Genomic DNA, 24,246 nt, shown 5'->3' with positions numbered 1-24,246 from the left:
CCCACGACCGGATCACGAGGGCAGGTTGGCGGCGGCCGCGCCGGCCAGCGAGGTGGCCTGCGGGCAGTACTCCTCGCCGGGGCGGTCGCTCCTGACCGACAACTTCAGCAGGTCGACCGTGGTGCTCCGGGGCCGGTTCGGCGGTTGGTGGAGCACGCTGACCGTGCAGCTCGTGCCCGTGTCGGCGTCCAGCTTCACGAAGGCGTGGTACCCGCCGATCGCGACCTCCTCGCCCTCGACGGGATCGGTCGTGGCGTGCTGGTCGTAGCGCACGTAGACCTGCACGCGGTCGACCGCGCTGTACCACTTGCACCCCCAGCCGCCGAACATGCCGACGGCCGAGCTCGAATCCACCGCGGGCAGCGCGGCCAGCGCGGTGTCGTCCAACAGGCCGCACGCGTCCACAAAGGCCAGTGACCCGGCGGGGAAGGGCTGGTTGCGACGCGCGATCCGGCCCTCGCCGACCACCTGGCGCACCGTGACGAGCGCGTGGTCGGCCATGGCGCAGAGGTCCGCCGGCGCGTCGGGCGCCTTCGCCGTGACGCGCACCCCGTAGCTGTCGTCCACCAGGAACGTGCGGTCGCACTCGTCGGCGCTCGACGGTTCCGGCACGACCTCGAACGGCTCGCCCCGCACGGGGTGCGACTTGCGGGTCACCAGCTGGACCTCGACGTCGACCGGCTCCCGACCGCCGACGTCGACCAGCACGTCGCAGCGGTTGAAGTTGCCGTACGTGGTGTGCAGCTCGGCCGGGCCGAACCGGTCCCACGCGCCCTGGTCGACCAGCGCGCACGGGTTCGCGGTCCGCTCGTCGCCGATGAGCCCGCCGGCCCCGGGCCGTTCGGCGCCCGCCTCTCCGGACCCCGGCCACGGGTTCGCCGCGTACAGGGTGGTGGCGGTGATCGCGACCACGAGTGCCGCCGTGCCGATCCAGTACCGGCGGCGAGGTGGCCTCCGCTCCGCCGTGACGGGCGCGGCGGGCGGTTCCCAGTCGCCGACGATCTCCTTGAGGCGGCTGCGAACCTGGCTGGCGGTGGGCCGCTTCCCGGGCCGCGGCGCCAACATCTCGGCCAGCAGCGGTGCGAGCGGACCGGCCTTGGCCATCGGCAGCGTCTCGCCCTCGCGGGCACGTCTCAGGACCTCGTACGCGTCGCCGGCGCCGTAGGGCGGAGTCCCCTCCACCGCGGCGAACAGGGTCGCCCCGAGCGAGAAGACGTCCGAGGCCTCGCCGGCCGGCTTGCCACCGGCCACCTCCGGCGCGGCGAACGCCGGCGTCCCGCTGATCCGGCCGTCGTCGGTGCGGGTCACCTCGCGCCAGATGGAGATGCCGAAGTCGGTCAGCTTGGCGAGGTCGCCGTCGCCGACCAGGACGTTGCCGGGCTTCACGTGCCGGTGGATGATCTTCTTCGCGTGCACGGCGGCCAGCGCGGCGGCGACCTGCAAGCCGATCCGCGCGACCCGCTCCGGCGGCAGCGGGCCGGAGGCCGTGAGGAGCTTGTCCAGGCTGTCCGCCGACACGAACTCCATGACGAGCCAGCACTCGTCGTGGTTCGTCGACCGTGTCGAAGACCGAGATCGCGTTGGGGTGGTGGACCTGCGCGGCGGTCTCGGCCTCCCGGCGGAACCGCGCCCGGTCGGCGCCACCGGCCACCCCGTGCGGGCGCTTGAGCGCCACCACCCGCTTCAGCTTCTCGTCGAAGGCCTTCCACACGACACCGCCGGCCCCCGACCCCCACGCGTCCTCGAGTCGGTAGCGGCCGTCGACCACATCCCCCGTGCGCACTTCGCGCAGTCTAGTCGTTTCCGCGGTATTCGGTATCCGTCCTTTTGCGGATCGGAACCGGCCGCCAATGCGCAACCAGGACGGGTGCCTTGGAATAAGGCGAAGCGGTTCAGGCCACTTGCCTACCCAGCCGCACCATGACTGGAACAGTCTGCCGAAACCGTATTTTATTTCCAAGAATCGACCTTCAGCGACGAGTCCGGCCGGCCGGAGTGGGCACGGAAGCGCGCCGGGTTCACGTCGACGAGCAGACCGTCGCACACCCCTATTGTTCACGTGCGTGAATCGGTGGACGGCCACCGCGAAGTGTGCGCCTTGTTGATCAACGAAGTCACCGCCCTCCCGGCCGGCACGGCTCCGGCAGTTCACCGATGTGAATGTTGTTGCCTGTTCCGGAAAGTTGCGCAATGCTCCCTGGGAGCGTTCCCAGACACCGCTCCCTCGCGCCGAATCCGCTGGTCGGCGTCGGCTGGTGTCCGGAGGAACCACTGTCCGGGAGTGCTGTTCGCAAGGAGGCGACGCATGGATCTGCGCATTGGCAAACCAACGAGAAGTCGAGCCGCCGGTATTGCCGCGGCCGTGTCGGTGGCGGCATTGACCGGGGGTTTGGTGATGGCGGCCGGCACCAATGCCAATGCGGCGGCCGGGTGTCGCGTCGACTACACCGTGACCAACCAGTGGGAGGGCGGGTTCGGCGCCAACGTCACCGTGACCAACCTGGGTGACGCGGTGTCGAACTGGACGCTGGAGTGGTCGTTCGCGGCCGGTCAGAAAGTCACGCAGCTGTGGGGCGGCGAGTTCTCCCAGTCGGGCAGCGCGGTGACGGTCCGCAACGCCTCCTGGAACGGCTCGCTGGCGACGGGTGCGTCGGTCACGCCGGGCTTCAACGGGTCCTGGAGCGGCTCCAACCCCGCGCCCACCTCGTTCAAGCTCAACGGCGTGGCGTGCACCGGCCAGCCCACCGACACCTCGACGTCCACGGCGACCTCGACGTCAACGTCAACCTCGACCTCCACGTCGACCTCCACCACCACGACCACGACCACCACGACGTCGAACCCGCCCACGGGCGTCGCCACCGGCTTCGCGTCCCAGAACGGCGGCACCACGGGCGGCCGGGGCGGGGCGACGGTCCGGGCCACCACGGGCACCCAGATCCACCAGGCGCTGTGCACGCGGGCCAGCAGCTCCACCCCGATCGTCATCGAGGTCTCGGGCACCATCAACCACGGCAACACCGCCAAGGTCTCCGGCAGCAGCTGCGAGACCGCCGCGGGCGTGATCGAGCTCAAGCGGGTCAGCAACATCACGATCATCGGCGTCGGCGGCGGCGCGGTGTTCGACCAGCTGGGCATCCACATCCGCGAGTCCCGCAACATCATCATCCGCAACGTGACGATCCAGAACGTCAAGAAGTCGGGCTCGCCCACCTCCAACGGCGGTGACGCCATCGGCATGGAGAGCAACGTCCGCAACATCTGGGTCGACCACGTCAACCTGCTGGCGTCCGGCGGCGAGTCGGAGGGCTACGACGGCCTCTTCGACATGAAGGACGACACCCAGTACGTGACCCTGTCCTACAGCACCCTGCGCAACTCCGGCCGCGGCGGGCTGATCGGGTCCAGCGAGAGCGACGTCTCGAACGGCTTCGTGACGTTCCACCACAACCTGTACGAGAACATCGACTCCCGCACGCCCCTGCTGCGCGGCGGCATCGCCCACATCTACAACAACCACTACGTGAGCCTCAACGAGACCGGCATCAACTCCCGCGTCGGCGCCAAGGCCAAGGTGGACAACAACTACTTCAAGAACTCGCGTGACGTCCTCGGCACCTTCTACACCACCGAGGCCGGCTACTGGCAGGTCAGCGGCAACATCTTCGACAACGTGACCTGGTCCGCCCCGAGCAGCGACCACAAGCCCGCCGGGCCCGACGTCAAGTCCACCACCACCGTCAGCATCCCCTACAGCTACACCCTCGACCAGGCCACCTGCGTGCCGAGCATCGTCAGCCGCACCGCGGGCGCCAACACCGGCCTGAGCGAGTCGAACGGCAGCTGCTGACCGACCACACCGTCGCAGAAGGCGGCTACCGGGCAGCACTCGCCCGGTAGCCGCCTTCTCGCTGAACGCAATCGTCCATCGCCTTGAGTACGGCCCGTTCCAGGACCTCTACCAGAGGAGCTGAGACCTCGTCCCCGACCGAAGGCGCGCGGCCGGACCTGGTGGCAAGGCCGGCCGCGCCGCGGATCAGTTCTTGTACTCCGAGTACAGGCAGTACAGGTCGAACCCGCCGGGCTGGGCGTCGAGCTGCTTGACCAGTTCTCCGCTCTTCTCGAAGTCGGCGAGCACGTGGTGGTTGCCCGCGCCCAGGCCGACCGCGAACAACGGCTTCCCGATGGGCGAGTCGCAGGCGGCCTCGCCGGTGCCGGGCGGGTGGAACTCCGGGCACGTCGTGCACGCCGGCAACGTGAACTCGTGCGCGGTGGAGCCCGCCAGCTTGATGTTGATCGGGCTGTTGACGGTGTTGTAGAAGGTGATCGTGATCGGGCCGCCCGCGCCGAGGGGCGCGGGGACGGGCACCCGCGCGCCGGTGCCGATGGCCACCTTGGCGGCGATGCGCGCCGACTGGGCCTGCGGCACGTCGCCGTGGTCGGCGAACGTGCTGATGAACCGGTCCAGCGTGCCGACCGCCTGCTCCGCCTGGCCGTCGCGCAGCTCGCTCAGCCCGCAGTCGAGCATGGTGCGCGGGTACTGGTTCTTCGCCTCGCCGGCCACCTTCGCGGCGACCTTGTTGGTCAGGCCGGAGAAGAAGGCGAGGACGTCCACCACCTTGCACGGCTGACCGGCGGCGAGCGGCGCGGTGGCCGCCGCGTAGAGCGCGTCGAACGCCGCGGGCACCTCCTTGGCGGCCGGCGTGTCGCCGAACTCGTCGGCGATCGCCTCGAGGGCGTTGGCCGCCGCGCTGGAGCCGACGGGCTGCTCGGAGGTGAGCTGCTTCGCCAGCCGCAGGTAGACGTCGGCGACCTCCGCGGCGAACGACTCGTCCTCGGAGAGCAGGTCGCGGTAGACCTTGATCGCGTCGACCAGCTTGCCCTCGTCGCGCAGGCCGCGAGCCCAGGTCGTGTAGGTCTCGACGAGCTCGTCGTGGACGAACGGGCTCAGCGGGCTGTCCGGGTGGTCGCGGCGGAACTGGCCGTAGCGCTGCACGGCGGTGGCCTCGTCCTCGGCGTCGGCCGCACGGGTGAAGTCGGCGCACTCGTCCAGGCCTCGGATCGCCGCGGCGACGTCCGAGCTGAGCGTCAGCTCGTAGGGCCCGGTCACGGCCTCGAACTGGCCGGTCGCCGCCGCGCAGTCACCGCGCCCCTGAGCCGCGAGCCCGTCGTCGTAGGCGCCGCGGCCCAGCACGCCGTACCCGATGTACGCGCCGACCACGGCGAGCACCGCGATCGCCCCGATCACCACCGGACGGCGGTTCGCGACCGGCGGGTGCTTCACCGCGATCCGCCACGCGTCGAGCACGAGGATCACGAGCCAGGCCGCCACCAGGCCCCGCCACAACCACGGGTTGGCCGCCGCGTTGGTGGCGAACGCGACGACGACGAGCGCGACCACGAGCACGACCGCCGTCCACGCCTGCCAACGTCGGCGCAGGTAGAAGTACCCGGCCCCGAGCCCGGTCAGGTTCAACAGCACCGCCGCCGCGGTGGACCTCGGCTCCGGCGGCGTCAGCGGGATCCGCAGGATCGGGTCGGTCGGCGTCGGATCGACCCACGTGACGTGCTCGTCCGGCCCGCTCGGCCGCGCCCACGGATTCGCCGCCACGGTGGCCTGAGCCGCCGAGGGTTCGGCGGAGTGAACCGCCGCCGTTTCAACGGCCGGCGACTCAACGGCCGGCGACTCAACCGCCGGCGGTTCACCGGCCACTGTTCCAACGGCCGGTGCTCCAGCGGGATCCGGCACGACGGCGGCCGGGCCTGCCGCTGCCGGCTCAGTGGCCTGGGGTGCTTCCTGCTCCGCCCGCATGGGTTCCGCCGGAGCGGGTTCCACCGGCAGCTCGGCAGTTGCCGTCCCGGCCGTCGATGCCGCCTGCTCACCCGGCGCCGACTCCGCCGGCAGTTCCGCGACCGTGGTGTCACCCTGTGCCGGTTCGGCAACAGGCACCGACTCCGGCTCCGGCACCGACTCCGGCACCGACTCTCGCACCGGCTCCGACACCGGTACTGCAACTGGCGCTTCGTCCGGCGGTCCGGCCGCCGGCGTCTGCGCCTTCGATCTGTCTTCGCTCATCCCAAACCCCCCACAACGGTGTCCCCGACCCCACCCATAGGGGACCACACCACGGTCATCGGGTGCAGGGATTTGTCGGCGACAAGTAGTTGGGCCGAACCGGTCATCTTCGCAGCGAATCGGCCCGCGGCATCCTCTCACGCGCAGCAGCTCGCACGAACCGGTGCCGGAGGCGGTCGAGCGGCTCCATCACCCCGCCGCTCGCCCCCGAACGGACGTGAGCAGACCGAGTGCCGTGGTGATCAGGGGCGAGTGCTGGGCGCCCTCGGGCACCGCGGCGAAGATCCACCGCTGTGGGCGGGACGCGGTGATCCGGCGGATCGTGACCGCGGCGGGCAGGTCACGTTGGGCAAGTCGTGGGATCAGCGCGACGCCGTGGCCGTGCGCGACCAGTTGGGCGAGCGCTTGCCAGTCGTTGGTCCGGTGCGCGACGTCCGGGGTGAAGCCGGCCGCCGCGCAAGCCGTGGCGGTGATGGCGCCGCAGCAGCCCCGGCCGTCGCCGACGATCCACGGGTCGTTCCGGAAGTCCTTGAGCCCCAGCACCTTCCGCTCCAGCAAGGGGTGCCCGGGCGGCAGTGCGACGTCGAGCTCGTCGGGACCCAGGTCGACGCGGTGGTAGCGCGGGTCGCCCGCGGCGGGCGAGCCGGTGAAGTCGACCGCGAGCGCGATGTCGTGACGTCCCGCGTCGAGTTCGTCGAAGAGGGCGGGCGGCTCGGCCTCCGTCACCGTGATCTTGACGTTCGGGAGCTCGTCGCGGGCCCGGTCGAGCACTTGCGGGAGCAGGCCCGTGATCGCGGTGGGGAACGCGCCGACCTTGATCGTCCCGCGAACGCTGTCATCCCACGAGTCGAGCTCGTGGCGAGCGCGTTCGATCTCGGCGAAGATCGCGTCGGCGTGGGAGAGCAGCGCGTGCCCCCGCGGCGTGAGCACCACCCGCCGCCCGACCTGCTGGAGCACCTCGAAGCCGACGTCGCGGGCGATCCTGGCGATCTGCTGCGACACCGCCGACGGGGTCAGGTGCAGGGCCGCGGCGGTGGCCGTGATGCTCCCGCGTTCGCGGAACTCCCGGAGCACGCGCAACCGACGCAGGTCATCCATGAAGTCAACGCTTAACGGTTGCATCCACACATTGTAGATTGACGTTAGCAATCATCACGCCGAGGCTTGCGGCATGCGATCTCGGAGAGACCGGCCCGATCCCCTCCGCCTCGGCATCGTCGCGCTCGGCGCGATGGGCGTCGAGATGCTCGCCGCGGCCGTCGCCCACCCCGGGTTCACCGTCGTCCGCGCGTCCGACATCGACCCCGCCGCCATCGACCGCGTGCGGGCCGCCTACCCGACCGTCACGTTCACGACCGACGCGCGGGAGATCATCCGATCTCCGGACGTCGACGCCGTGTACATCGCCACCCCGCCGATGTTCCACGCGGACCTGGCGATCGCCGCGATGCGCGCCGGTAAAGCCGTCTTCTGCGAGAAGCCGCTGGCGATCGACCTGGCGGACGGGCGCCGGATGGTGCGCACTGCCGCCGAGCGCGGTGCCGTCGGCGCGGTGAACTTCGCCCTGTCCGACCGCCACGCCGTGCTCGAAGTGGAGCGAAGCCTGGCCGCCGGCGAGATCGGCGAGGTCACCGGGATCGACATCCGCCTGTCGTTCCCCGAGTGGCCACGACCGTTCCAGGCGGACGCCGCCTGGTTGGCGGGCCGTGACCAAGGCGGGTTCGTTCGCGAAGTCCTGTCCCACTTCGTCTACCTGACCGACCGCCTGCTGGGCCCACTGGACCTCGTCGACGTCGGAATCGACCTGCCCACCGATCCGCGCGCGAGCGAGACCGCCGCACGCGCCCACCTCCGCGCCGGCCGAACCCCCGTCCACGTCTCCGCCTTCTCCGGCGCCGCCGGACCCGAGACCTACGAGTGGACCCTCTGGGGAACCGACCGCTCGTACCTGCTGCGCAACTGGGGCGACCTGCTCACCTCCGACGGCGGCGACTGGCAACCGACCACCCCACCAGGCCCACGAGGCTCCGAGACCACCCGACTGTCCCTGTTCGCCGCCGCCGTCCGCGGCAACCCCTCGCCCCACCTGGCCGACTTCGCCACGGCCCTGCGGGTGCAATCCGTCATCGAAGCCTTCCACCACCCCAAGCCCAGCCGGTCCTAGCCGAGAACGGCCATCTGCTCCACCGTGCCGTGGATTGCCGGCCACACGATCCTTCGGCACGGCGACACGTTGAAGCACCACCTCACCGAACCCGGGTCAGCTCCGCTGCGCGGTCATCAGCATGTAGGGGGGTTCGCCGGTGCGGGCGCAGTTGGTGAACACCGAGTCCAGGGCGGCGACCGTGTCGGCCCCGTACTCGGCGGTCAGGTCGTCGCGGTGGGCGCGCAGGCGTTCCAGCAGCATCGGGTAGTGCCGGTCGGTCCGCTCGCTGATGTCCAGGTACTCGATCAGGTGCAGGCCGGCGTCCCGCAGCATCGGCGGGTACTCCTCCAGCCGGTGGAACGGCGTGTTCAGCGCGGCCCGGCGGTACTCCTCGATCATCCGCAACCGCTCGCCGGTGAACGGGATCCGCTCGTAGAAGTCCGTCAACGCCAACCGACCCCCCGGCCGCAGCACCCGGCCGACCTCGCGGAACACCCGCGGCCGGTCGGCCATGTGCACCAAGGACTCGATGGCCCACGCCGCGTCGAACGAGCCGTCCGGGAACGGCAGGTCCTCCGCGTCGGCGACCTCGAAGCGCACCTGCCCGTCGAGGCCGGCCGCACGCGCCCGCGAGGTGGCCTCCCGGACCATCTCCCCGCTCGTCGAGATCCCCACCACCTCCACCCCCGTCGCACGGGCCAGTCGCAGGGCGGGCGCGCCGAGCCCGCACCCCACGTCGAGCACCCGCTGACCGGAGGTCACCGCCAGGCGCTCGATCATCACGTCGGTCAGGTTGTCCATCGCCTCGTGCAACGTGCTGGTGTCCTCACGGGAGTGCCAGTACCCGTAGTGGACGTTGTCGCCGGCCAGGCGGGCGATCAGCGGCAGGGCGTTGTCGTAGAACGCGACGACCTCGGCGCTGCTGGGAACGTAGTCGGTAGTCATCGGGTGCCTTTCAGCCAAGCGCGTCAACGAACGACCTGATCGGCGCAAGAGGTCATCCGGGCTTGTGCCCGGCCACCAGCAGGTAGCCGAGGCTGGTGCGCCCGACCTCGAACACCGGGGCCAAGCCCTGTTCGAACACCCGGATCCGCTCCGCCCCATAGGAGTCGGCCAGGTCCTCACCGCGGTCGCGGAACACCGCCGCCACCTCGTCGTAGGTGCGCCGGACCCGCGTGCCCCAGTCCTGCCGCTCGTCGACCACGAGCCCGGCGTCGGCCACGAGGGCGCACAGCGCCGAGGCGGTGGGCGGGTCGAAGATCGCGTGCGTCGCGAGCACCTCGCGGTCCGCCGGCGTCAGCGCCGCCTCGGCGGTGTACTCGGTGACGGCGAACCGGCCGCCGGGCCGCAGCACCCGGCTCATCTCCCGCAGCCACCGTCCTTTGTCGACCGCGTTGGGCAACGAGTCGAAGGCGAGCACGGCGTCGAAGGCGGCGTCCGGGAACGGCAGCGCCTCGGCGTCGCCCTGCCGCGCGGTCACGAGGTCGGCCACGCCGGCGGCAGCCGCGCGACGGGCGGTTTCCCCGGCGTGCCAAGCGCTGTTGGTGATCCCGGTGACCCGGGCGCCGAACCGGGTCGCGATGCGGATCGCGGGCATGCCCACGCCGCACCCCACGTCGACGAGGTGCTGACCGGGCGCGAGCGCCAGGGTGCCGGCCACCAGGTCGGTCATCCGGTCCAACGCGTCGGCCAGGGTGGCCGGGTCGTCGTCACCGGTCCAGTAGCCGAGGTGGATGTTGCCGTGGTAGATCTCGACGAGGTCGCTCATCCCGTCGTAGATCCCGCCGACCTCGTCGGCCTCCTGACTGGCTGGGCTGGACACGACCCGAACCCCTTCCGGTGCGAGGACGTCCTCGCACCGGATCTAACTACAACGTCATCCACCTTCCGCGCTCCGACCGTCCCTTGTAGCCGGACGGGTGAACCGCGAACACTTGTCCCCTTAGCGGGTGAAATGTCTCCATCACCCCTCCGGGCAGGTCGCACACCAGGCCCGGTCAGTTGAGAAACTGATAGCTTGTGGACGTCCGTGTGACCACCGCCACCGGGAGCCCGGGATGACCGACACCAGCGCACTGGACGCCGAGGTCGCGCAGATGTACGAGCGGACCACCGCGCTCGTCGAGCTGATCTGGGGCTCCAACCTGCACTTCGGCTACTGGACCGGTCCGCAGGACACCAGCGACAAGCACCTGGCGCAGGAACGGCTGACCGACCTGATGATCGAACGCGTCCCGCTCACCGCGGGGCAGCGCCTGCTGGACGTGGGGTGCGGCGTGGGCCACCCGGCCCTCCGCTTCGCGCGCACGACCGGCGCCGACGTCGCCGGGGTGACGATCGCACCGGGCCAGGTGAGCGCGGCCACCGCCGCCGCGCACGAGGAGGGCCTGCAGCACCGGGTCACCTTCGAACTCGCCGACGCCGCCGCGCTGCCGTTCCCGGACGACAGCTTCGACGGCGCGTGGGCGCTGGAGAGCATGCCGCACATGCCGGACCGGGCCGCGGTGCTGCGCGAGGCGGCCCGGGTGCTGCGGCCGGGATCGCGCATCGCCCTCACCGACGTGGCCCAGTGCGGGCCGCTCAGCGCGCGGCAGCGGCGGGACCTCCAGGAGCGGATGCTGATCACGGCACCGCCCCGGGCGGAGCTGCCGGCGCTGCTCGACGCGGCCGGGTTCGACCTCCTGGAGGTCCTCGACATCACCGCGAGCACCTCGCGCACCACGGAGTTGACCAGGCAGGCCCTGGAGGAGGACGCCGCCGGGCTGTCCCGGGAGTACGGCGCCGACACGGTCGAGCACATGGCGCGCGTGCTGGACGTCTACGACGACGCCGTGCGGACGGGGATGGAGTACCTCCTGATCACCGCTCGCCTCCGGTCCACGACCCGTCCCGATGAACCGGTGGGTACGACGTGAGCGGCGGCATGCGCGAGATGTCCGACCCGGAGTGGCGGGCGTTCATCGGCCACGGGACGCGCACCGGCAAGCTGGCCACCGTCCGCGCCGACGGCCGGCCCCACGTCGCGCCGATCTCCTTCCTGGTGCACGGCCCGGAGGTGCTGTTCTTCACGGGTCCGGAGACGGTCAAGGGCAGGGCGCTGCGCCACCGGCCGAGCTTCGCCCTCTGCGTGGACGACGAACGGCCGCCGTTCGCGTTCGTCCTCCTCGAAGGCGAAGCGCGGGTCGAGGACGAGCGCGAGGAGGTGCGGACCTGGGCCCGGCGCATCGCGACGCGGTACGTGGGCGAGGCGCACGCCGACGCGATCGCCAGGCACAGCGAGGAATCCGGCGAGGTGCTGGTGCGCGGGCACATCACCAAGGTGGTCGCCCGCACCGGGCTGGCCACCTCCGAAGCCGCGGCACAGCCGGTGGGCACACCGTGACGAGGGCCGGACACGCCGATCCGCCATCACCACACGACCAGCAGCACCAGGGAAGGACGAGGTCATGAGTTCGGACCGCATCGAGCGCGAGGTCTTCATCTCCGCACCGGTGGAGCGCGTGTGGGCGGCCCTCACCGAACCGGAGCACGTCGGTCGGTGGTTCGGCTCGGGCGCGCCGGCGCGGATCGAGCTGCGCCCCGGCGGGACCATGCACCTCGACCACGGGGAGAACGGGCAGTTCCCCACGACGGTCAAGACGGTCGACCCGCCGCGTCGCTTCGCCTACCTCTGGGCCAGCGCGCACCCCGGCGAGGTGGCCACCGAGGACAACGCCACGCTCGTCGAGTTCGACCTGGCGCCGCAGGGCGACGGGAGCCTGGTCCGGCTCGTGGAGAGCGGCTTCGACACCCTCGACATCCCGGAGGACAAGCGGGCCGGGGCCTCCCGCGAGAGCCACGCGGCCGGCTGGGGCGAGGCGCTGGAGGGACTGCGGCAGCACGTGGAGCGGCTCGGCCCGTCGTCACGCGGGCCACGGCCGGCCGGTGATCACGTCGATCACCTGGCTTGACCCGACTGTGCCGAGCACCCGCCCAGGCGCCGAACGCCGCGGGCGGTGCGTCGAGTGGAGGAGACAACAGATGACCAGTGACCTCATGCAGCGCAAGCACGACAAGGCGTTCGAGCGGCTCGACGCCGACCAGGACGGCCGGATCGACCAGAGCGACATCACCGCGCTGGCCGACAAGTGGCGCAAGGCGCTCGGCGCGACGCCGGGCTCGCCGGAAGCGGCCAGGCTCACCAAGCTGGCCAACGACATGTGGACGGGGATCCAGCAGCACACCGACAAGGACTTCGACTCGGCCATCAGCAAGGACGAGTGGAACGCCGCGTCCGAGGACCCGGGTTTCGTCGACAACGTCGCCGTGCCCTTCGCCCTGGCCGCCTTCGACGCCGCGGACGCCGACAACGACGGCCAGATCAGCAAGGAGGAGATGGCCAAGGCGCAGAAGCAGGCCGGCATGTCCGAGAGCGAGTCCCGGGCCGCGTTCGACAAGCTGGACACCGACCACGACGGCTACGTGAGCCGGAAGGAATTCGCCGCCGCGGTCAAGGAGTTCTACCTCAGTGACGACCCGAGCGCGTCCGGCACGGAACTGGCAGGCAGCCTGTAGCCCGTCGAGGACGATGAGCAGGTGCACGACGCGGCCGCCGGGACTCCTCGGCGGCCGCCACCATGCGGCGCGCCAGATCCACAGGCCCCGCACTTCATCCTTTCGTGTCAACGAGTTCGCCTCCGCCCGGTCTTGCCCTAGCTTCGGCGACATGGTCGGACCATTCTGCGCGGACGCCGCCCGCCTGCTCGCCGAGGTCGCGCTGGACACCGCCCGCCGGCTCGGCGCCCGGCACGCGTCGTTCCGGCTCGCCCGCGTGCGGACCGGGCAGCTGGTCCTGTTCGACGGCTCCGTCCGGTCCGCGCACGACGCCGCGGTCACCGGCCTGTCGGTGCAGGTGTGGCGCGACGGCGCCTGGGGGTTCGCCGCTTCGGGTGACGTGACGACGCGGTCGGCGCGTGAGACCGCCCGTCAGGCGGTCGACACGGCGAAGTCCTGCGCGGCCCTCGGCCGGGAGGACGAACCCGTGCCCGAGCCCGTCCACGACGGCGCCTGGTCGTCGGGGTTCCGCGTCAACCCGTTCTCCGTCCCCGAGGCCGAGCGCGCCGACCTGCTGGCGGACTGGAGCGCGAGGCTGCTCGCGGCCCCCGGTGTCGCGCACGTGCGCGCCAAGGTCGTCGCCGTGCAGGAGGACAAGTTCTACGCCGACCTCGCGGGCACGTCGACCGCCCAGCGGCGCGTGCGCGTGCACCCGCAGGTGGTGGTGGCCGGCGGGTCGACGGCGTTGCGCACGGTCGGGCCGCCCACCGGGCGCGGGTGGGAGTACCTGCTCGGCGAGGGGTGGGACTGGGACGCCGAGCTGGCCGCCCTGCCGGGTCTGCTGCGCGGGAAGCAGGACGCGCGACCGGTGCGGCCCGGCGCGTACGACCTGGTCGTCGACCCGTCGCAGCTGTGGCTGACGATCCACGAGTCGGTCGGGCACGCCACGGAGCTGGACCGCGTGCTCGGGCACGAGGCCTCGTACGCGGGCACCAGCTTCGTGCGCCCGCGCGACGTGGGCGAGCTGCGCTACGGGACGTCGCTGATGACGGTGACCGCCGACCGGACCACGCCGCACGGGCTCGCCACCGTCGGCTACGACGACCAGGGCGTGGCCGCGCAGTCCTGGGACCTCGTGCGCGAGGGCGTGCTGGTCGGCTCGCAGTACGACCGCCGCACGGCCCGCGCCGCCGGTGCGACGCGCTCGTTGGGTTGCGCGTTCGCCGAGTCGGCGTTGCGGCCCGCGATCACGCGGATGCCCAACGTCTCGCTCGCGCCCGTTCCCGGCGGTCCCACCACCGAGGAGCTGATCTCGGCCGTCGACGAGGGCATCTACCTCGTCGGGTCCGACAGCTGGTCGATCGACGCGCGGCGGGACAACTTCCAGTTCACCGCCCAGCGGGCGCACCGCGTGCACCGCGGCGAGCTGGCCGGCCAGCTCGGCGGCGTCGCCTACCAGTCGGACACCAGGGCGTTCTGGGGCGCGTTGTCGGTGGTCGGCGGCGAGGGGACCTACCAGCTGTTCGGCGCCGACCTCTGCGGGAAGGGCCAGCCGGTGCAGGCGGCCGCGGTGAGCCACGGCTGCCCGACCGCGGTGTTCCAGGGCGTGCGCGTGCGGAACACGGCGGACTCGTGCTGAGGCCCCAGGACCTCGCCGAGTCGGCGCTGGCCGCACCCGGTGACCGGATCGCGATCGTCGACGAGACCTCGACCGCGCACCTGCGGTGGGCGGACAACGCGGTGACCGGCAACGGCGTCGTGCACAGCCGGGCCCTCACGGTGATCGAGTCGGCGCCCGGGGCGGGGATCGGCGTCGTCTCCCGCGAAGGCGCGTTGGACGAGGACGCGGTGCGCGCGGCGGTGGAGGAGGCCGGGGCCATCGCACGCCGGGCCGCGCCCGCACCCGACGCGCACCCCCTGCCGCCCGCCGCCGAACGGCAGTGGTCGCAGCCCCCGACCGGGACGTCCGTCGCGGCCTTGGCCGGGGTCGTGGCGCAGTTGGCGGAGGTCTTCGAGCAAGCACGGTCCCGAGGGGAGTCCTCGTCCGGCTACGCCGAGCACGAGGTGCGCTCGACCTACCTCGCGTCGTCCTCGGGGCTGCGCCTGCACCACGCCCAACCGGGCGGCGTGCTCGACCTGACCGCGCACAGCGCCGACCGCACCGCCTCGGCGTGGACGGGTTCGGACCTGGCCGACCCGTCGCAGGCGGACCTGCTCGCTCGCTACGCCGGCCTGGCCGCCCGGCTCGACCCCTCGCGCCACCGCGTCGATCTGTCCCCCGGCCGCTACGACGTCATCCTGGCGCCGTCCTGCGTCGCCGACCTCATGATCCACCTCCACCGCGCCGCCGACCTCCAGGACGCGCTGGACGGCGGCACGGTCTTCAGCGGACCCGACGGCGGCACCCGCCTCGGCGAGCGGCTCACCGAGGCGCACCTGACCCTGGCGAGCGATCCCGCCGCGCCCGGTCTCGGCTGCCTGCCCTTCACCGTCGTGCGCGCACCGGGTCCGGGGTCGTCCTGCTTCGACAACGGCACGCCGCTGCGGCGCACCGAGTGGATCAGCGGCGGCTCGCTGGCCAACCTGGTCGCCACCCGGCACTCGGCGCGGACGGCCGGCCTGCCGTTCACCCCGCGGATCGGGAACCTGGTGCTGTCGGGCCGCCCCACCGACCGCACGCTCGACGACCTGGTGGCGAGCACCGACCACGGGCTGCTGGTGACCTCGCTGTGGTACCTGCGGGAGGTGGACCCGTCCCGGCTGCTGCTGACCGGCGTGACGCGGGACGGCGTCCACGTGGTGAAGGGCGGCGAGGTGGTGGGCACGGCGCCCGACTTCCGGTTCGACGAGAGCCCGGTCGACCTGCTGGCCCGCGTCGCCGAGATCGGCCGCACGGAGCCCGCGCTACCCAGGGAGTGGGGCGACCGGGAGTTCCGGACCGCCATGCCCGCCGTGCGGGTCGAGGACTTCGCGCTGTCGTCCGCCGGCCATGCGCGGTGACCGCTCCCCGATCGCCTTGCGCAGTTCCTCGATGTGGGCCGGGGTGCTGCCGCAGCACCCACCCAGCACGTCCACGCCGTAGTCGGTCCGCCACCGGCTCATCGCGTCCGCGAACCCCGCTGGGTCCACGGCCGTGGGCAACGGGCCGTCGGCGTGCGCGCCGGTGCGCTGTTCCAGGTTCGGGTACGCGCCGATCGCGCCGGCGCAGTTGGCCCGCAGCGCTTCCAGGCAGCGCTCGGTCTCGGCGAACGGCGTGCAGTTGACCAGCACGGCGTCCGCGCCTTCCTCCTCGACCGCGCGCGCCGCCCTCCCCAGGTCCTCTCCCGAGAGCAGCGTGGCGCCGTCCGCGCACACGAAGCTCACCCACGCGCGGATCCCCACCGACCGCACCGCTTCCAGTGCGATCCGCGCCTCGCGCAGGGTGTTCATGGTTTCCACGAGCACCAGGTCCACCCGGGCCCGCGCCAACTCCGTGGCCAACCAGAGGTGTTCGCGGCGCAGCTCGTCGTCCGGTGGCACCAGGTCGGGGCGGTAGCAGTCCTCGACCGGCGCCATCGACGCCCCGATCAGCGCGTCCGGCGCCTCCGCCGAGCGGCGTGCGGCCTGCGCCACCCCGATCGCGGCGTGCACCATCCAGCCCAGGCCCGCCGCGTCCAACCCGTTGGCGCGCAACGCCCGCTCGTTGCAGCGCATCGTCGCGGCGGTGATCACGTGAGCGCCGGCCCGCAGGTACTGCTCGTGCACCCCGCGCAGCACCGTCCGGTTGGCGTCGGTCAGCAACGCCTTGGTCGTCCACCACGGGTGGCGCACCGGCAACCCGGCGCGCTCCAGCTCCGTCGCCAGCCCGCCGTCCAGCAGCACCGTCGCGGTCATCGCGTCGCACTCCTCTCCGCGTACGAGGCCGCCGCCATCGCGGCGCACAGGTCCTCCACCAGGTCGGCCGGGTCCTCGATGCCGAACGACAGCCGCACCAGGTTGTCCGCGATCCCCGCCCGCGCCCGGACCTCGCGCGGCACCGGCCGGTGGCTCATCGAGGCGGGGCACTCGATCAGCGACCGCACCCCGCCCAGGCTCACCGCCGCCGCGAACAGCTCCGTGCGGCGCAGCAGCTCGCCCACGTCGCCGAGGTACTCGAAGCTGACCATCGAGCCGGGCGCCGACATCTGCCGCGCGGCCAGCTCGAACTGCGGGTGGTCGGGCAGCCCCGGGTAGTGCACGGCGGCGACCAGCGGCGACGCGGTCAGCACCTCGACCGCCGCCCGCGCGTTGGCCACCTGCCGCGCGACGCGCAGCGACAGCGTCTTCAGGCCCCGGTGCACCAGGTAGCAGTCGAACGCCCCCGGCACGCCGCCGACGACGGTGCGGTGTTCGAGCAGCCGTCCGTGCAGCGCCGGGTCGTCGAGCACCAGCGCGCCGCCGAGCACGTCGGAGTGGCCGGCGATGAACTTGGTGGTGCTGTGCAGGCTCAGGTCCGCACCCGCGGCGAGCGGCTGCTGGAGGGCCGGGCTGGCGAAGGTGTTGTCCACCACGACGATCGCGCCGGCGCGGTGGGCCGCCGCGCTGATCGCGCCGATGTCGGCGACCTTCATCACGGGGTTGGTCGGCGTCTCGACCCAGACCAGGTCGACACCACCGGACAGCGCCGCGGCCGCGTCGTCCGCGTCGGACAGGTCGACCTGCCGGACGTCCACCCCGCGACGGCGGCACAGCTCGAACAACCCGTAGGTGCCCCCGTAGACGTCGTCCGACGCGACCACCCGGTCGCCCGGCTCCAGCAGGGACAGCACGGCCTCCCCGGCCGCCTGGCCGGAGGAGAAGGCCAGCGCGAACCGCACGTCCTCCAACGCCGCCAGGCACGTCTCCAGGTCTTCCCGGGTCGGGCTCTCCCCCCGCGCGTAGTAGTACCGCGCCGGGTCCTGGGCGGACGCGTCGAAGGTCACCGCGACGTGGATGGGCGGGATCACGTCGCCGTGGCCGAACCGCGTCCGCTGGCCCTCGTGCACCAGCTTCGTGTCGAATCGCATCGGGCCGCTCATCCGCGCGCAGCCGTCGCGCGCAGGCACAACGCGGTGCTGGGCAAGGAGATCGAGCCGTCCGCCCGGCGGTGCTCGGCGACCGAGGCGGCGACGTCGGCCCACAGCGCGGACGTGTCGGGGCCCAGCAGGACGCGAGCCGTCTCGCGGATCTCCAGGGGCGTGACGGCCTCGGTGAACCGGGCGTAGGACTCCGCCGAGTCCAGCTCGAACGGCACCCGCACCTCGGTGACCGACACGTCGGTGAAACCCGCCGCGGTCAGCTGCCGAGACACCACCTCGGGGTTCGCCATGCTGAACGGACCGGGCCCGGGCCGTGGCGCGGGCAGGTCCAGCCACCTCACGAGCACGCCGAAGCCCAGGGAGAGCATGGGCGCGGTCTCGGGTGGGCCCCAGGTCGACGCGGCGAGCACCCCGCCGGGCCTGAGCACCTCGGCCACCGAGCGGAACGCCCGCACCGGGTCGGGCGGGAACATCAGGCTCCACCGGCCGAGCACGACGTCGAAACCGCCGCGGGGCAGGTCGAGCGACTCGACGTCCCCGACCAGGAACTCCACGTTGTCCAGCCCGTCGGCCCGGCGGCGGGCCAGGTCGATCATGGCGGGTGAGAGGTCGACGCCGACCACCCGGCCGGTCGGGCCGACGGCGGCGGCCGCGGTGAGCGCGGGCTCACCCACCCCGGTGCCGACGTCCAGGACGGAGCTGCCCGGCCCCACCCCGCCCAGCTCCAGCAGGCGTGAGGTCACCACCCGGGCGCCGCTCTCGAACGTGTCGGCGACGGACAGCCACCCGGCGCTGATGGCATCCCAGTGGAGGCGCTGGCCCTCCTTGAAACGGACGTGGTCGAGCTCGGTGGCGCTCATGGAACCCCTCGGGGTCGGTGCGGTCAGAGGAAGCGCTCGGTGGGGTGGTCGGCGGTCCACGGGCCGGGCCGTGCGGTCTTCAGCACCGACCGCAGGTACTCGATCTCCGCGAGCGTGTTGTAGACGGCGAAGGACAGCCTCACGGTCCCCACCAGGCCGAGGCTGTCGAGGAACGTGCTGGCGCAGTGCACCCCGCAGCGCACGGCGATGCCGTGGGCGTCCAGGTGGCTGCCGACGTCGTAGGGGTGGATCCCGCGCACGGACAGCGACACGATGCCGCACGGCATGGCGCCCGGGTCGCCCACGACCACGACGTCGTCGAGGTCCGCGACGGCGCCCAGCACGGCCTCGACCAGGCTCTCGTCGTGCTCGCGGACCGCGGGCACGCCGAGGCCGAGCAGGTAGTCCAGCCCGGCCGCCAGGCCGACCGCGCCCGCCACGTTCGGCGTGCCCGCCTCGAACCGGGCCGGAGTCGGGACGTAGCGCACCGGCTCGACGTGGCTGACGCCCTTGACCGTGCCGCCGCCGACCCGGTACGGCGGCAGGTCCGCGAGCAGGTCCCGCTTGCCGTACAGGACGCCGACGCCCATCGGCCCGTACACCTTGTGCGCGGAGAAGCAGTAGAAGTCCGCGTCCAGCTCCCGCACGTCCACCGGCAGGTGCGCCACCGCCTGCGCGCCGTCGACGAGCACGAGGGCGCCGCGGTCGTGCGCCGCCGCGGCCATCTCCCGCACCGGGTTGACGGTGCCCAGCACGTTGGACACGTGCGCCACGGCGACGATGCGCACCCTCGGCCCCAACAACGCGGTGAAGGCCGACAGGTCGACCCGCCCGTCCGCGCCGGTGGGCGCGACCACCAGCTCCGCGCCGACCTGCTCGCACAACCGCCGCCACGGCAGCAGGTTGCTGTTGTGCTCCATCCCGCTGACCACCACCTGGTCGCCGCGGCCGACGACGCGCCTGCCGACGACGTCCGCGACGAGGTTGGTGGAGTCGGTGGTGTTGGCCGTGAAGACCACCTCGTCCGCGTGCCGCGCGCCGAGGAAGCGGGCGACCGACGCCCGCGCGCCCTCGTAGCGGTCGGTCGCCGTCATCGCGAGCCGGTGGTAGCCGCGGCCGACGTTGCTGTTCGCGGTGCGGTAGTAGTCCACGACGGCGTCGAGCACCGCCTGGGGTTTCTGCGTGGTGGCGGCGTTGTCGAGGTAGACCGGCGCGTCCACGTCGCACAGCAACGGGAAGTCGTCGCGCACGGTCGTGGGCAGCGCTCCCGGGCGGACCTGGCTCATCGCGACTCCTCGGTGGCGAACAGCGCGTCGAACCGGTCCAGGTAGCGCCGGTCGAACGCGAACACCTTCTGCTGGGGGTACGGCCGGTCCCGGGCGGGCACGTAGCCCGGGGCGCCGGGCGAGCGGAGCGCACCGGCGGCGTCCCGGAGGTGCGGGCCGTAGAAGAACCAGCAGACCTGGCCGATCTGCTCGGTGAACAGCGCCGCCCGCGCGGACACCGGGTACATCCGCGAGTGCAGGTAGGTCGCGGTGAACTCGCCGCGCGGGCCGAAGCCCTGGTCGAACGCCACGTGCCCGAAGACGTCGTGCACGACCCGGAACACGTCGTTGTGGCACAACGGCACGCCGTCGACCTCGACCCCGGCGGGTCCGCGCATCGGGTGGTCCGCCGGGCAGGGGAAGGAGCCGTGCCCGTCCTCGGTGAGGTGCAGCTTGAGCACCCGGGTCTCGCGCACCGACCGGCGCAGTTCGGCGGACTCGCGGTACGGGAGCCCGGCGCCGCGCCACGGCTCGACGCGGATGCCGTGCTCCAGGACTAAGGCGAACTGCCAGGCGCTCACCCGCTGGAGCACGCGGTAGCCGTGGGCGAGGTCCGAGTCGAGCGCCCACGTCGGCGCGCGGTCGTAGACGTCGGCCACCTCGCGGCAGAAACCCTCGTCCAGTCGGACGTCCAGCACCTCGGGGCGTATCCGGTCCACTAGCGACTCGAACAACAGGCCAACCTCCCGACGGTCTGGTCGCCGATCCGCTTCGACTGTAACAGCGGCTATATGTTCCTAAAGCCACCTGATCGAGTGGACGACGCGGCGGTGGGCCCGCGCCGCTCCCGCGTGCCGACCCCTCGGTCTCCCGTTACGTTGACGGCGGGTGCCGATCCGGGAGGCGGCGATGTACGAACCGGAGGTGCGCGAGTACCTGCGCATCGGCCTGCTCCTCGGCCGGCTGGTCGAGGGCTTCGTGGACTGCTGGTTCGGCGATCCCGCGCTGCACCGGCAGGTGCGCGACGAACCGCTGCCCACGCCGGGAGAACTCGCCCGGCAGGCCACCGACGTCATGGCCCGCGTGGCGGACGGCGACCTCTCCCCCCGGCGCAAGCGCTTCCTGCACGCGCACCTGGCCGCGATGAGGTGCTCCGCCGAACGCCTGGCCGGCCGACCGGTGCCGTTCCGCGCCGAGGTCCGCGCCTGCTTCCAGGTCGAGGCCGAGGTGGGCGAGCAGGACCGCTACGCCGAGGCGCACGACGAGATCCGCGCCCTGCTCCCCGGCGGCGGCGACCTGCGGACCCGGCTGGAGCGGTTCCACGAGGCCAACACCGTGGGCCCCGACCACCTCCTGCTCGCGGTGCAGTCGGTGTCCGACGCGGTGCGCCCGCTCGTGCGGGAGCGGTACGGCCTGCCGGAAGGCGAGCACGTCCGCTACGAGGTGGTGCACGACAAGCCGTGGAACGCCTTCAACCGCTACCTCGGCGACTACCGCTCGCTGGTCCTGCTCGACTCGCGGGCGGGCCGCAACCTCGCCGCGCTGCCCCTGCTGGCCACGCACGAGTCCTACCCGGGCCACCACACCGACCACTGCCTGAAGGAGTCCGGGCTGGTGCGGCGGTGCGGCGAGGGCGAGCACACCCTCGTCGTGGTCAACACGCCGCGGTGCCTCGTGGCGGAGGGCATGGCCGAGCTGGCGCTCGCGGCGTCCGTCGGTGACGGCTGGGGCGCTTGGACTTCCGACGTCCTGGCCGCGCAGGGCGTGCGGGTCGACGGCGAGCGGGTGGAGGCGGTGATGCGCGCCTGGTGGAAGCTGATGGGCGTCCGCCAGGACGCCGCGATCATGCTGCACGACCGCGGCGCGTCGGCCGAGGACGTCGTGGCCCACCTGACGCGGTGGCTGCTGATCCCCGAGCAGCGCGCGAGGCACATGGTGGAGTTCCTGACCGATCCCCTCTGGCGCGCCTACACCGTGACCTACGTCGAGGGCAGGCGCCTGGTCTCCGAGTGGCTCGACGCGCGCGATGGCAGGACGACCGCCACCGACCGGTTCGACCACCTGCTGCGCGCCGACGTCCTGCCCGAGGACCTGCGTGACCCGACGACGTCGAATCACCCCATCGGGCAAGGCTCGGTGGTTGTGCCGCGCACCGCCGATGGGCAACCCTTTGTGCACGGCGCCCGGCAGCCCGTGCGCGGGACCGACCTCGCCCAGTCCACTGTGGATGGACCCGTCTCGGACACGGAAGGGGCACGATGAGCGGCACCAACGGCCAACCCGTCCTGCCGATCTGGCCGGAGGGCGCGAGCCCCGAGTACCAGGCCGCCCGCACGCAGCTCGCCAGGGCCGAACGAGCGCTGCGGGACCACGTGGAGGCGGTCGCCGCGGCGCGCCGGGCCATGCCGCCCGGGCCGGTGCTCCGCGACTACGAGTTGACGGAGGACGGGCTCGACGGGCCGGTCCGGACGCCGCTGCGCGCGCTGTTCGGCGAGCACGACACCCTGTTCGTCTACCACCTGATGTTCCACCCGGACGAGGACGAGGCGTGCCCGATGTGCTCGATGTGGGTGGACGCGCTGCGCGGTGTGGCCGTGCACCTGGCCCGGCACACGGCGTTCGTCGTGATCGCCAAGGCTCCGCCGGCCAAGCTCCGGGCGTGGGCGGACCGGCGGGGGTGGGACGGGCTGCGCGTCCTGTCCAGTCACGGCACCACCTTCAACGCCGACCTGAACGCCGAGCGCCGCGACGGCAACCAGCGGCCGATGGTGAGCGTGCTGCGCGCCGAGGGTGACGCCGTGCGGCACTTCTACTCGCAGCCCGCGAACCACTTCGACGGCGCCGAGCGGGGCATCGACCTGCTGAACCCGGTGTGGAACGTGCTCGACCTGCTCCCGGGCGGCCGCGGCGACTGGTACGCGGACAACGACTACGTCCCCGAGGGCGGGGGCGCCCGGGCGACCGCGACCGCGTGACGTCCCGAGGTTCCCACCGGCATCCGGGCGGTCGTACGAAGGGGGACGAACCGTGGCCGCGACCATCGACTTCGACACCAGCCTCGCCACCGCGTCGTGGGAGGCGATCCGCGACCTCTTCGCGCTCGATCCCACGGCCACGCACCTGAACACCGGCACGATCGGCGCGATGCCGCACGAGGTCGTCGAGACCTACGACCGGGTGACCAGGGAGTGGGCGGGCAGCCTGGCCAACATCTACCCGCCCAGCCTCTACCCCGAGTACCGGGCGCAGATCGCCCGGGACTTCGGCGTGGACCAGGACGAGCTGGTCATCTGCCACAACGCCACCGAGGGCATCTCGCGGATCGTCGCGGGCCTCGACCTCGGCCCGGACGACGCGGTGCTGACCACGTCCCACGAGTGCTTCTCCGTGCTGTCGAACTTCAACCTGGCGCACAACCGCTTCGGGGTGCGGGTCGACCTGGTCACCCTGCCGTCCGGCCCGGACGTCACCTCCGAGCAGATCGTCGCCGCGTTCGAGGCGGCGCTCACCCCGCGCACGAAGGTGATGGCCTTCGCGGCGACCACGCTGTACACCGGCACCCGGATGCCGATCCGCGCGCTGTGCGACCTCGCCCAGCGGCACGGCGTCATCACCATCGCCGACGCGGCGCTGCTGCCGGGCATGGTGCGGGCGAACCTGCGCGAGCTCGGCCTGGACTTCCTGGCGGGCTCCGGCTCGAAGTTCCAGTGCGGCCCGCTCGGCACCGGCCTGCTCTACGTGCGGAACAAGGTCTTCCCCGAGCACAACCCCCTGCCGCTGCCGCGGTTCTGGCCGGTGATCTCCACGTGGTACCCGCTCGTCGGCGACATGCCCAAGCGCACCACGACGTCGGTCGAGACCTGCAACATGGGCGACTACCTGCAGAGCGCGGGCAGCGCGAGCATCGGCCGCGCCGCCGCGCTGGCCAAGGCGTGCGAGCTGTGGAACCGGATCGGCCGGGGGCGCATCGAGGAGCGCGCCCTGGAGCTGGGTTGGCACGCGAAGCGGCGGGTGGTGGAGCTGTTCGGGGAGTCCGCCCTGTACTCCCCGCTGCACGACACCCGACTGCACGCGCCGGTGGTGGCCTTCAAGCCGTTCCGGGCGCCCGAGGACGCCTGGAACATCAACAAGGTCATGGCGTTCGTCGACCGGCTGGAAGCCGAGCACCGGATCTGGATCAGGTGGGTCGAGTTCGAGGTGCCCGGCTCGCCGCACATGCACTACGCGGCCCGGGTCTGCACGCACCTGTTCAACGACCACGACGAGATCGATCGGGCGCTCAAGGTGATGGCCCGACTCGCGGACGAGATGTCCTGACCCGGAGGTCACC

21 protein-coding genes are annotated in these 24,246 nt (G+C 72.3%); 11 read left to right on the top strand and 10 right to left on the bottom strand.

Annotated features, from left to right (window positions below; all coding sequences use genetic code 11):
- Positions 1–12: 12 nt before the first annotated feature.
- The gene (locus ACZ7GX_RS14730; protein WP_498776700.1) at positions 13–1,644 is read right to left on the bottom strand and encodes a protein kinase domain-containing protein; all 1,632 of its coding nucleotides are present in this window, start codon (positions 1,642–1,644) and stop codon (positions 13–15) included.
- A gap of 661 nt (positions 1,645–2,305) precedes the next feature.
- Between ACZ7GX_RS14730 and ACZ7GX_RS14725 the strand changes: the two genes are divergently transcribed.
- Positions 2,306–3,850: a pectate lyase family protein gene (locus ACZ7GX_RS14725; RefSeq protein ID WP_498776698.1), complete on the top strand. Its 1,545-nt coding sequence runs from the start codon at positions 2,306–2,308 to the stop codon at positions 3,848–3,850.
- A 186-nt stretch (positions 3,851–4,036) separates the two neighbouring features.
- Here the strand turns inward: ACZ7GX_RS14725 and ACZ7GX_RS14720 are convergent, their stop codons facing one another.
- Positions 4,037–5,611, bottom strand: coding sequence for a hypothetical protein (locus ACZ7GX_RS14720; protein ID WP_498776696.1), 1,575 nt, complete (start codon positions 5,609–5,611; stop codon positions 4,037–4,039).
- A 654-nt stretch (positions 5,612–6,265) separates the two neighbouring features.
- Positions 6,266–7,174, bottom strand: coding sequence for a LysR family transcriptional regulator (locus ACZ7GX_RS14715; RefSeq protein WP_498776694.1), 909 nt, complete (start codon positions 7,172–7,174; stop codon positions 6,266–6,268).
- 73 nt (positions 7,175–7,247) lie between these two features.
- Here ACZ7GX_RS14715 and ACZ7GX_RS14710 point away from each other — a divergent pair, with 73 nt between their 5' ends.
- A complete protein-coding gene (locus ACZ7GX_RS14710; protein WP_498776692.1) occupies positions 7,248–8,240 on the top strand; it encodes a Gfo/Idh/MocA family protein in 993 nt (330 codons plus the stop codon).
- 96 nt (positions 8,241–8,336) lie between these two features.
- Here the strand turns inward: ACZ7GX_RS14710 and ACZ7GX_RS14705 are convergent, their stop codons facing one another.
- Complete coding sequence (locus ACZ7GX_RS14705; protein WP_498776690.1) at positions 8,337–9,167, bottom strand: class I SAM-dependent methyltransferase; 831 nt, start codon at positions 9,165–9,167, stop codon at positions 8,337–8,339.
- Between the two features lie 52 nt (positions 9,168–9,219).
- Positions 9,220–10,044 (bottom strand): methyltransferase domain-containing protein, encoded by an 825-nt coding sequence (locus ACZ7GX_RS14700; RefSeq protein WP_498776688.1) that lies wholly within the window; start codon positions 10,042–10,044, stop codon positions 9,220–9,222.
- 235 nt (positions 10,045–10,279) lie between these two features.
- On the opposite strand from ACZ7GX_RS14700, the gene ACZ7GX_RS14695 reads away from it, so the two are divergent.
- From ACZ7GX_RS14695 to ACZ7GX_RS14670, 6 genes are all read left to right on the top strand, one after another.
- A complete protein-coding gene (locus tag ACZ7GX_RS14695; protein ID WP_498776686.1) occupies positions 10,280–11,137 on the top strand; it encodes a methyltransferase domain-containing protein in 858 nt (285 codons plus the stop codon).
- Positions 11,134–11,604, top strand: coding sequence for a PPOX class F420-dependent oxidoreductase (locus ACZ7GX_RS14690; RefSeq protein WP_498776684.1), 471 nt, complete (start codon positions 11,134–11,136; stop codon positions 11,602–11,604). The genes ACZ7GX_RS14695 and ACZ7GX_RS14690 overlap by 4 nt, the downstream gene beginning before the upstream one ends.
- Before the next feature lie 64 nt (positions 11,605–11,668).
- On the top strand, positions 11,669–12,172 hold the full coding sequence (locus ACZ7GX_RS14685) for an SRPBCC family protein (RefSeq protein WP_498776682.1): 504 nt from the start codon (positions 11,669–11,671) through the stop codon (positions 12,170–12,172).
- 70 nt (positions 12,173–12,242) lie between these two features.
- A complete protein-coding gene (locus ACZ7GX_RS14680; protein WP_498776680.1) occupies positions 12,243–12,776 on the top strand; it encodes an EF-hand domain-containing protein in 534 nt (177 codons plus the stop codon).
- A 151-nt stretch (positions 12,777–12,927) separates the two neighbouring features.
- Complete coding sequence (locus ACZ7GX_RS14675; RefSeq protein WP_498776678.1) at positions 12,928–14,394, top strand: TldD/PmbA family protein; 1,467 nt, start codon at positions 12,928–12,930, stop codon at positions 14,392–14,394.
- Entirely contained in the window at positions 14,388–15,755 is a 1,368-nt protein-coding gene (locus ACZ7GX_RS14670; RefSeq protein WP_498776676.1) for a metallopeptidase TldD-related protein, read from the top strand. The genes ACZ7GX_RS14675 and ACZ7GX_RS14670 overlap by 7 nt, the downstream gene beginning before the upstream one ends.
- Here the strand turns inward: ACZ7GX_RS14670 and ACZ7GX_RS14665 are convergent.
- From ACZ7GX_RS14665 to ACZ7GX_RS14645, 5 genes are read right to left on the bottom strand one after another with little or no spacing between them, the layout of a single operon-like run.
- Entirely contained in the window at positions 15,660–16,628 is a 969-nt protein-coding gene (locus ACZ7GX_RS14665; protein WP_498776674.1) for a homocysteine S-methyltransferase family protein, read from the bottom strand. The two genes, ACZ7GX_RS14670 and ACZ7GX_RS14665, sit on opposite strands and share 96 nt — an antisense overlap.
- The gene (locus ACZ7GX_RS14660) at positions 16,625–17,779 is read right to left on the bottom strand and encodes a trans-sulfuration enzyme family protein (RefSeq protein ID WP_498776672.1); all 1,155 of its coding nucleotides are present in this window, start codon (positions 17,777–17,779) and stop codon (positions 16,625–16,627) included. The genes ACZ7GX_RS14665 and ACZ7GX_RS14660 overlap by 4 nt, the downstream gene beginning before the upstream one ends.
- 8 nt (positions 17,780–17,787) lie before the next feature.
- A complete protein-coding gene (locus tag ACZ7GX_RS14655) occupies positions 17,788–18,651 on the bottom strand; it encodes a class I SAM-dependent methyltransferase (protein WP_498776670.1) in 864 nt (287 codons plus the stop codon).
- A 23-nt stretch (positions 18,652–18,674) separates the two neighbouring features.
- On the bottom strand, positions 18,675–19,937 hold the full coding sequence (locus ACZ7GX_RS14650) for an aminotransferase class V-fold PLP-dependent enzyme (protein ID WP_498776668.1): 1,263 nt from the start codon (positions 19,935–19,937) through the stop codon (positions 18,675–18,677).
- A complete protein-coding gene (locus ACZ7GX_RS14645) occupies positions 19,934–20,650 on the bottom strand; it encodes a crotonobetainyl-CoA--carnitine CoA-transferase (RefSeq protein WP_498776666.1) in 717 nt (238 codons plus the stop codon). Before ACZ7GX_RS14645 ends, ACZ7GX_RS14650 begins: the two co-directional genes overlap by 4 nt.
- 154 nt (positions 20,651–20,804) lie before the next feature.
- Here ACZ7GX_RS14645 and ACZ7GX_RS14640 point away from each other — a divergent pair, with 154 nt between their 5' ends.
- From ACZ7GX_RS14640 to ACZ7GX_RS14630, 3 genes are read left to right on the top strand one after another with little or no spacing between them, the layout of a single operon-like run.
- The gene (locus ACZ7GX_RS14640; RefSeq protein WP_498776664.1) at positions 20,805–22,178 is read left to right on the top strand and encodes a DUF885 domain-containing protein; all 1,374 of its coding nucleotides are present in this window, start codon (positions 20,805–20,807) and stop codon (positions 22,176–22,178) included.
- Complete coding sequence (locus ACZ7GX_RS14635) at positions 22,175–22,891, top strand: DUF899 family protein (protein WP_498776662.1); 717 nt, start codon at positions 22,175–22,177, stop codon at positions 22,889–22,891. Before ACZ7GX_RS14640 ends, ACZ7GX_RS14635 begins: the two co-directional genes overlap by 4 nt.
- A 52-nt stretch (positions 22,892–22,943) precedes the next feature.
- A complete protein-coding gene (locus tag ACZ7GX_RS14630) occupies positions 22,944–24,233 on the top strand; it encodes an aminotransferase class V-fold PLP-dependent enzyme (RefSeq protein ID WP_498776660.1) in 1,290 nt (429 codons plus the stop codon).
- Positions 24,234–24,246 lie beyond the last annotated feature (13 nt).

The sequence above is a fragment of the Actinosynnema sp. NPDC037264 genome, from assembly GCF_055603705.1.
Note: the sequence above shows the minus strand (reverse complement) of the source record. Positions and strands in the feature narration are given on the sequence as shown.

Coding starts and splice junctions, on each gene's coding strand:
- ACZ7GX_RS14725 (WP_498776698.1), top strand. CDS start 2,306: ATGGATCTGCGCATTGGCAAACCAACGAGAAGTCGAGCCGCCGGTATT.
- ACZ7GX_RS14705 (WP_498776690.1), bottom strand. CDS start 9,167: ATGACTACCGACTACGTTCCCAGCAGCGCCGAGGTCGTCGCGTTCTAC.
- ACZ7GX_RS14655 (WP_498776670.1), bottom strand. CDS start 18,651: ATGAGCGCCACCGAGCTCGACCACGTCCGTTTCAAGGAGGGCCAGCGC.
- ACZ7GX_RS14660 (WP_498776672.1), bottom strand. CDS start 17,779: ATGCGATTCGACACGAAGCTGGTGCACGAGGGCCAGCGGACGCGGTTC.
- ACZ7GX_RS14710 (WP_498776692.1), top strand. CDS start 7,248: ATGCGATCTCGGAGAGACCGGCCCGATCCCCTCCGCCTCGGCATCGTC.
- ACZ7GX_RS14685 (WP_498776682.1), top strand. CDS start 11,669: ATGAGTTCGGACCGCATCGAGCGCGAGGTCTTCATCTCCGCACCGGTG.
- ACZ7GX_RS14695 (WP_498776686.1), top strand. CDS start 10,280: ATGACCGACACCAGCGCACTGGACGCCGAGGTCGCGCAGATGTACGAG.
- ACZ7GX_RS14665 (WP_498776674.1), bottom strand. CDS start 16,628: ATGACCGCGACGGTGCTGCTGGACGGCGGGCTGGCGACGGAGCTGGAG.
- ACZ7GX_RS14650 (WP_498776668.1), bottom strand. CDS start 19,937: ATGAGCCAGGTCCGCCCGGGAGCGCTGCCCACGACCGTGCGCGACGAC.
- ACZ7GX_RS14680 (WP_498776680.1), top strand. CDS start 12,243: ATGACCAGTGACCTCATGCAGCGCAAGCACGACAAGGCGTTCGAGCGG.
- ACZ7GX_RS14715 (WP_498776694.1), bottom strand. CDS start 7,174: ATGGATGACCTGCGTCGGTTGCGCGTGCTCCGGGAGTTCCGCGAACGC.
- ACZ7GX_RS14675 (WP_498776678.1), top strand. CDS start 12,928: ATGGTCGGACCATTCTGCGCGGACGCCGCCCGCCTGCTCGCCGAGGTC.
- ACZ7GX_RS14635 (WP_498776662.1), top strand. CDS start 22,175: ATGAGCGGCACCAACGGCCAACCCGTCCTGCCGATCTGGCCGGAGGGC.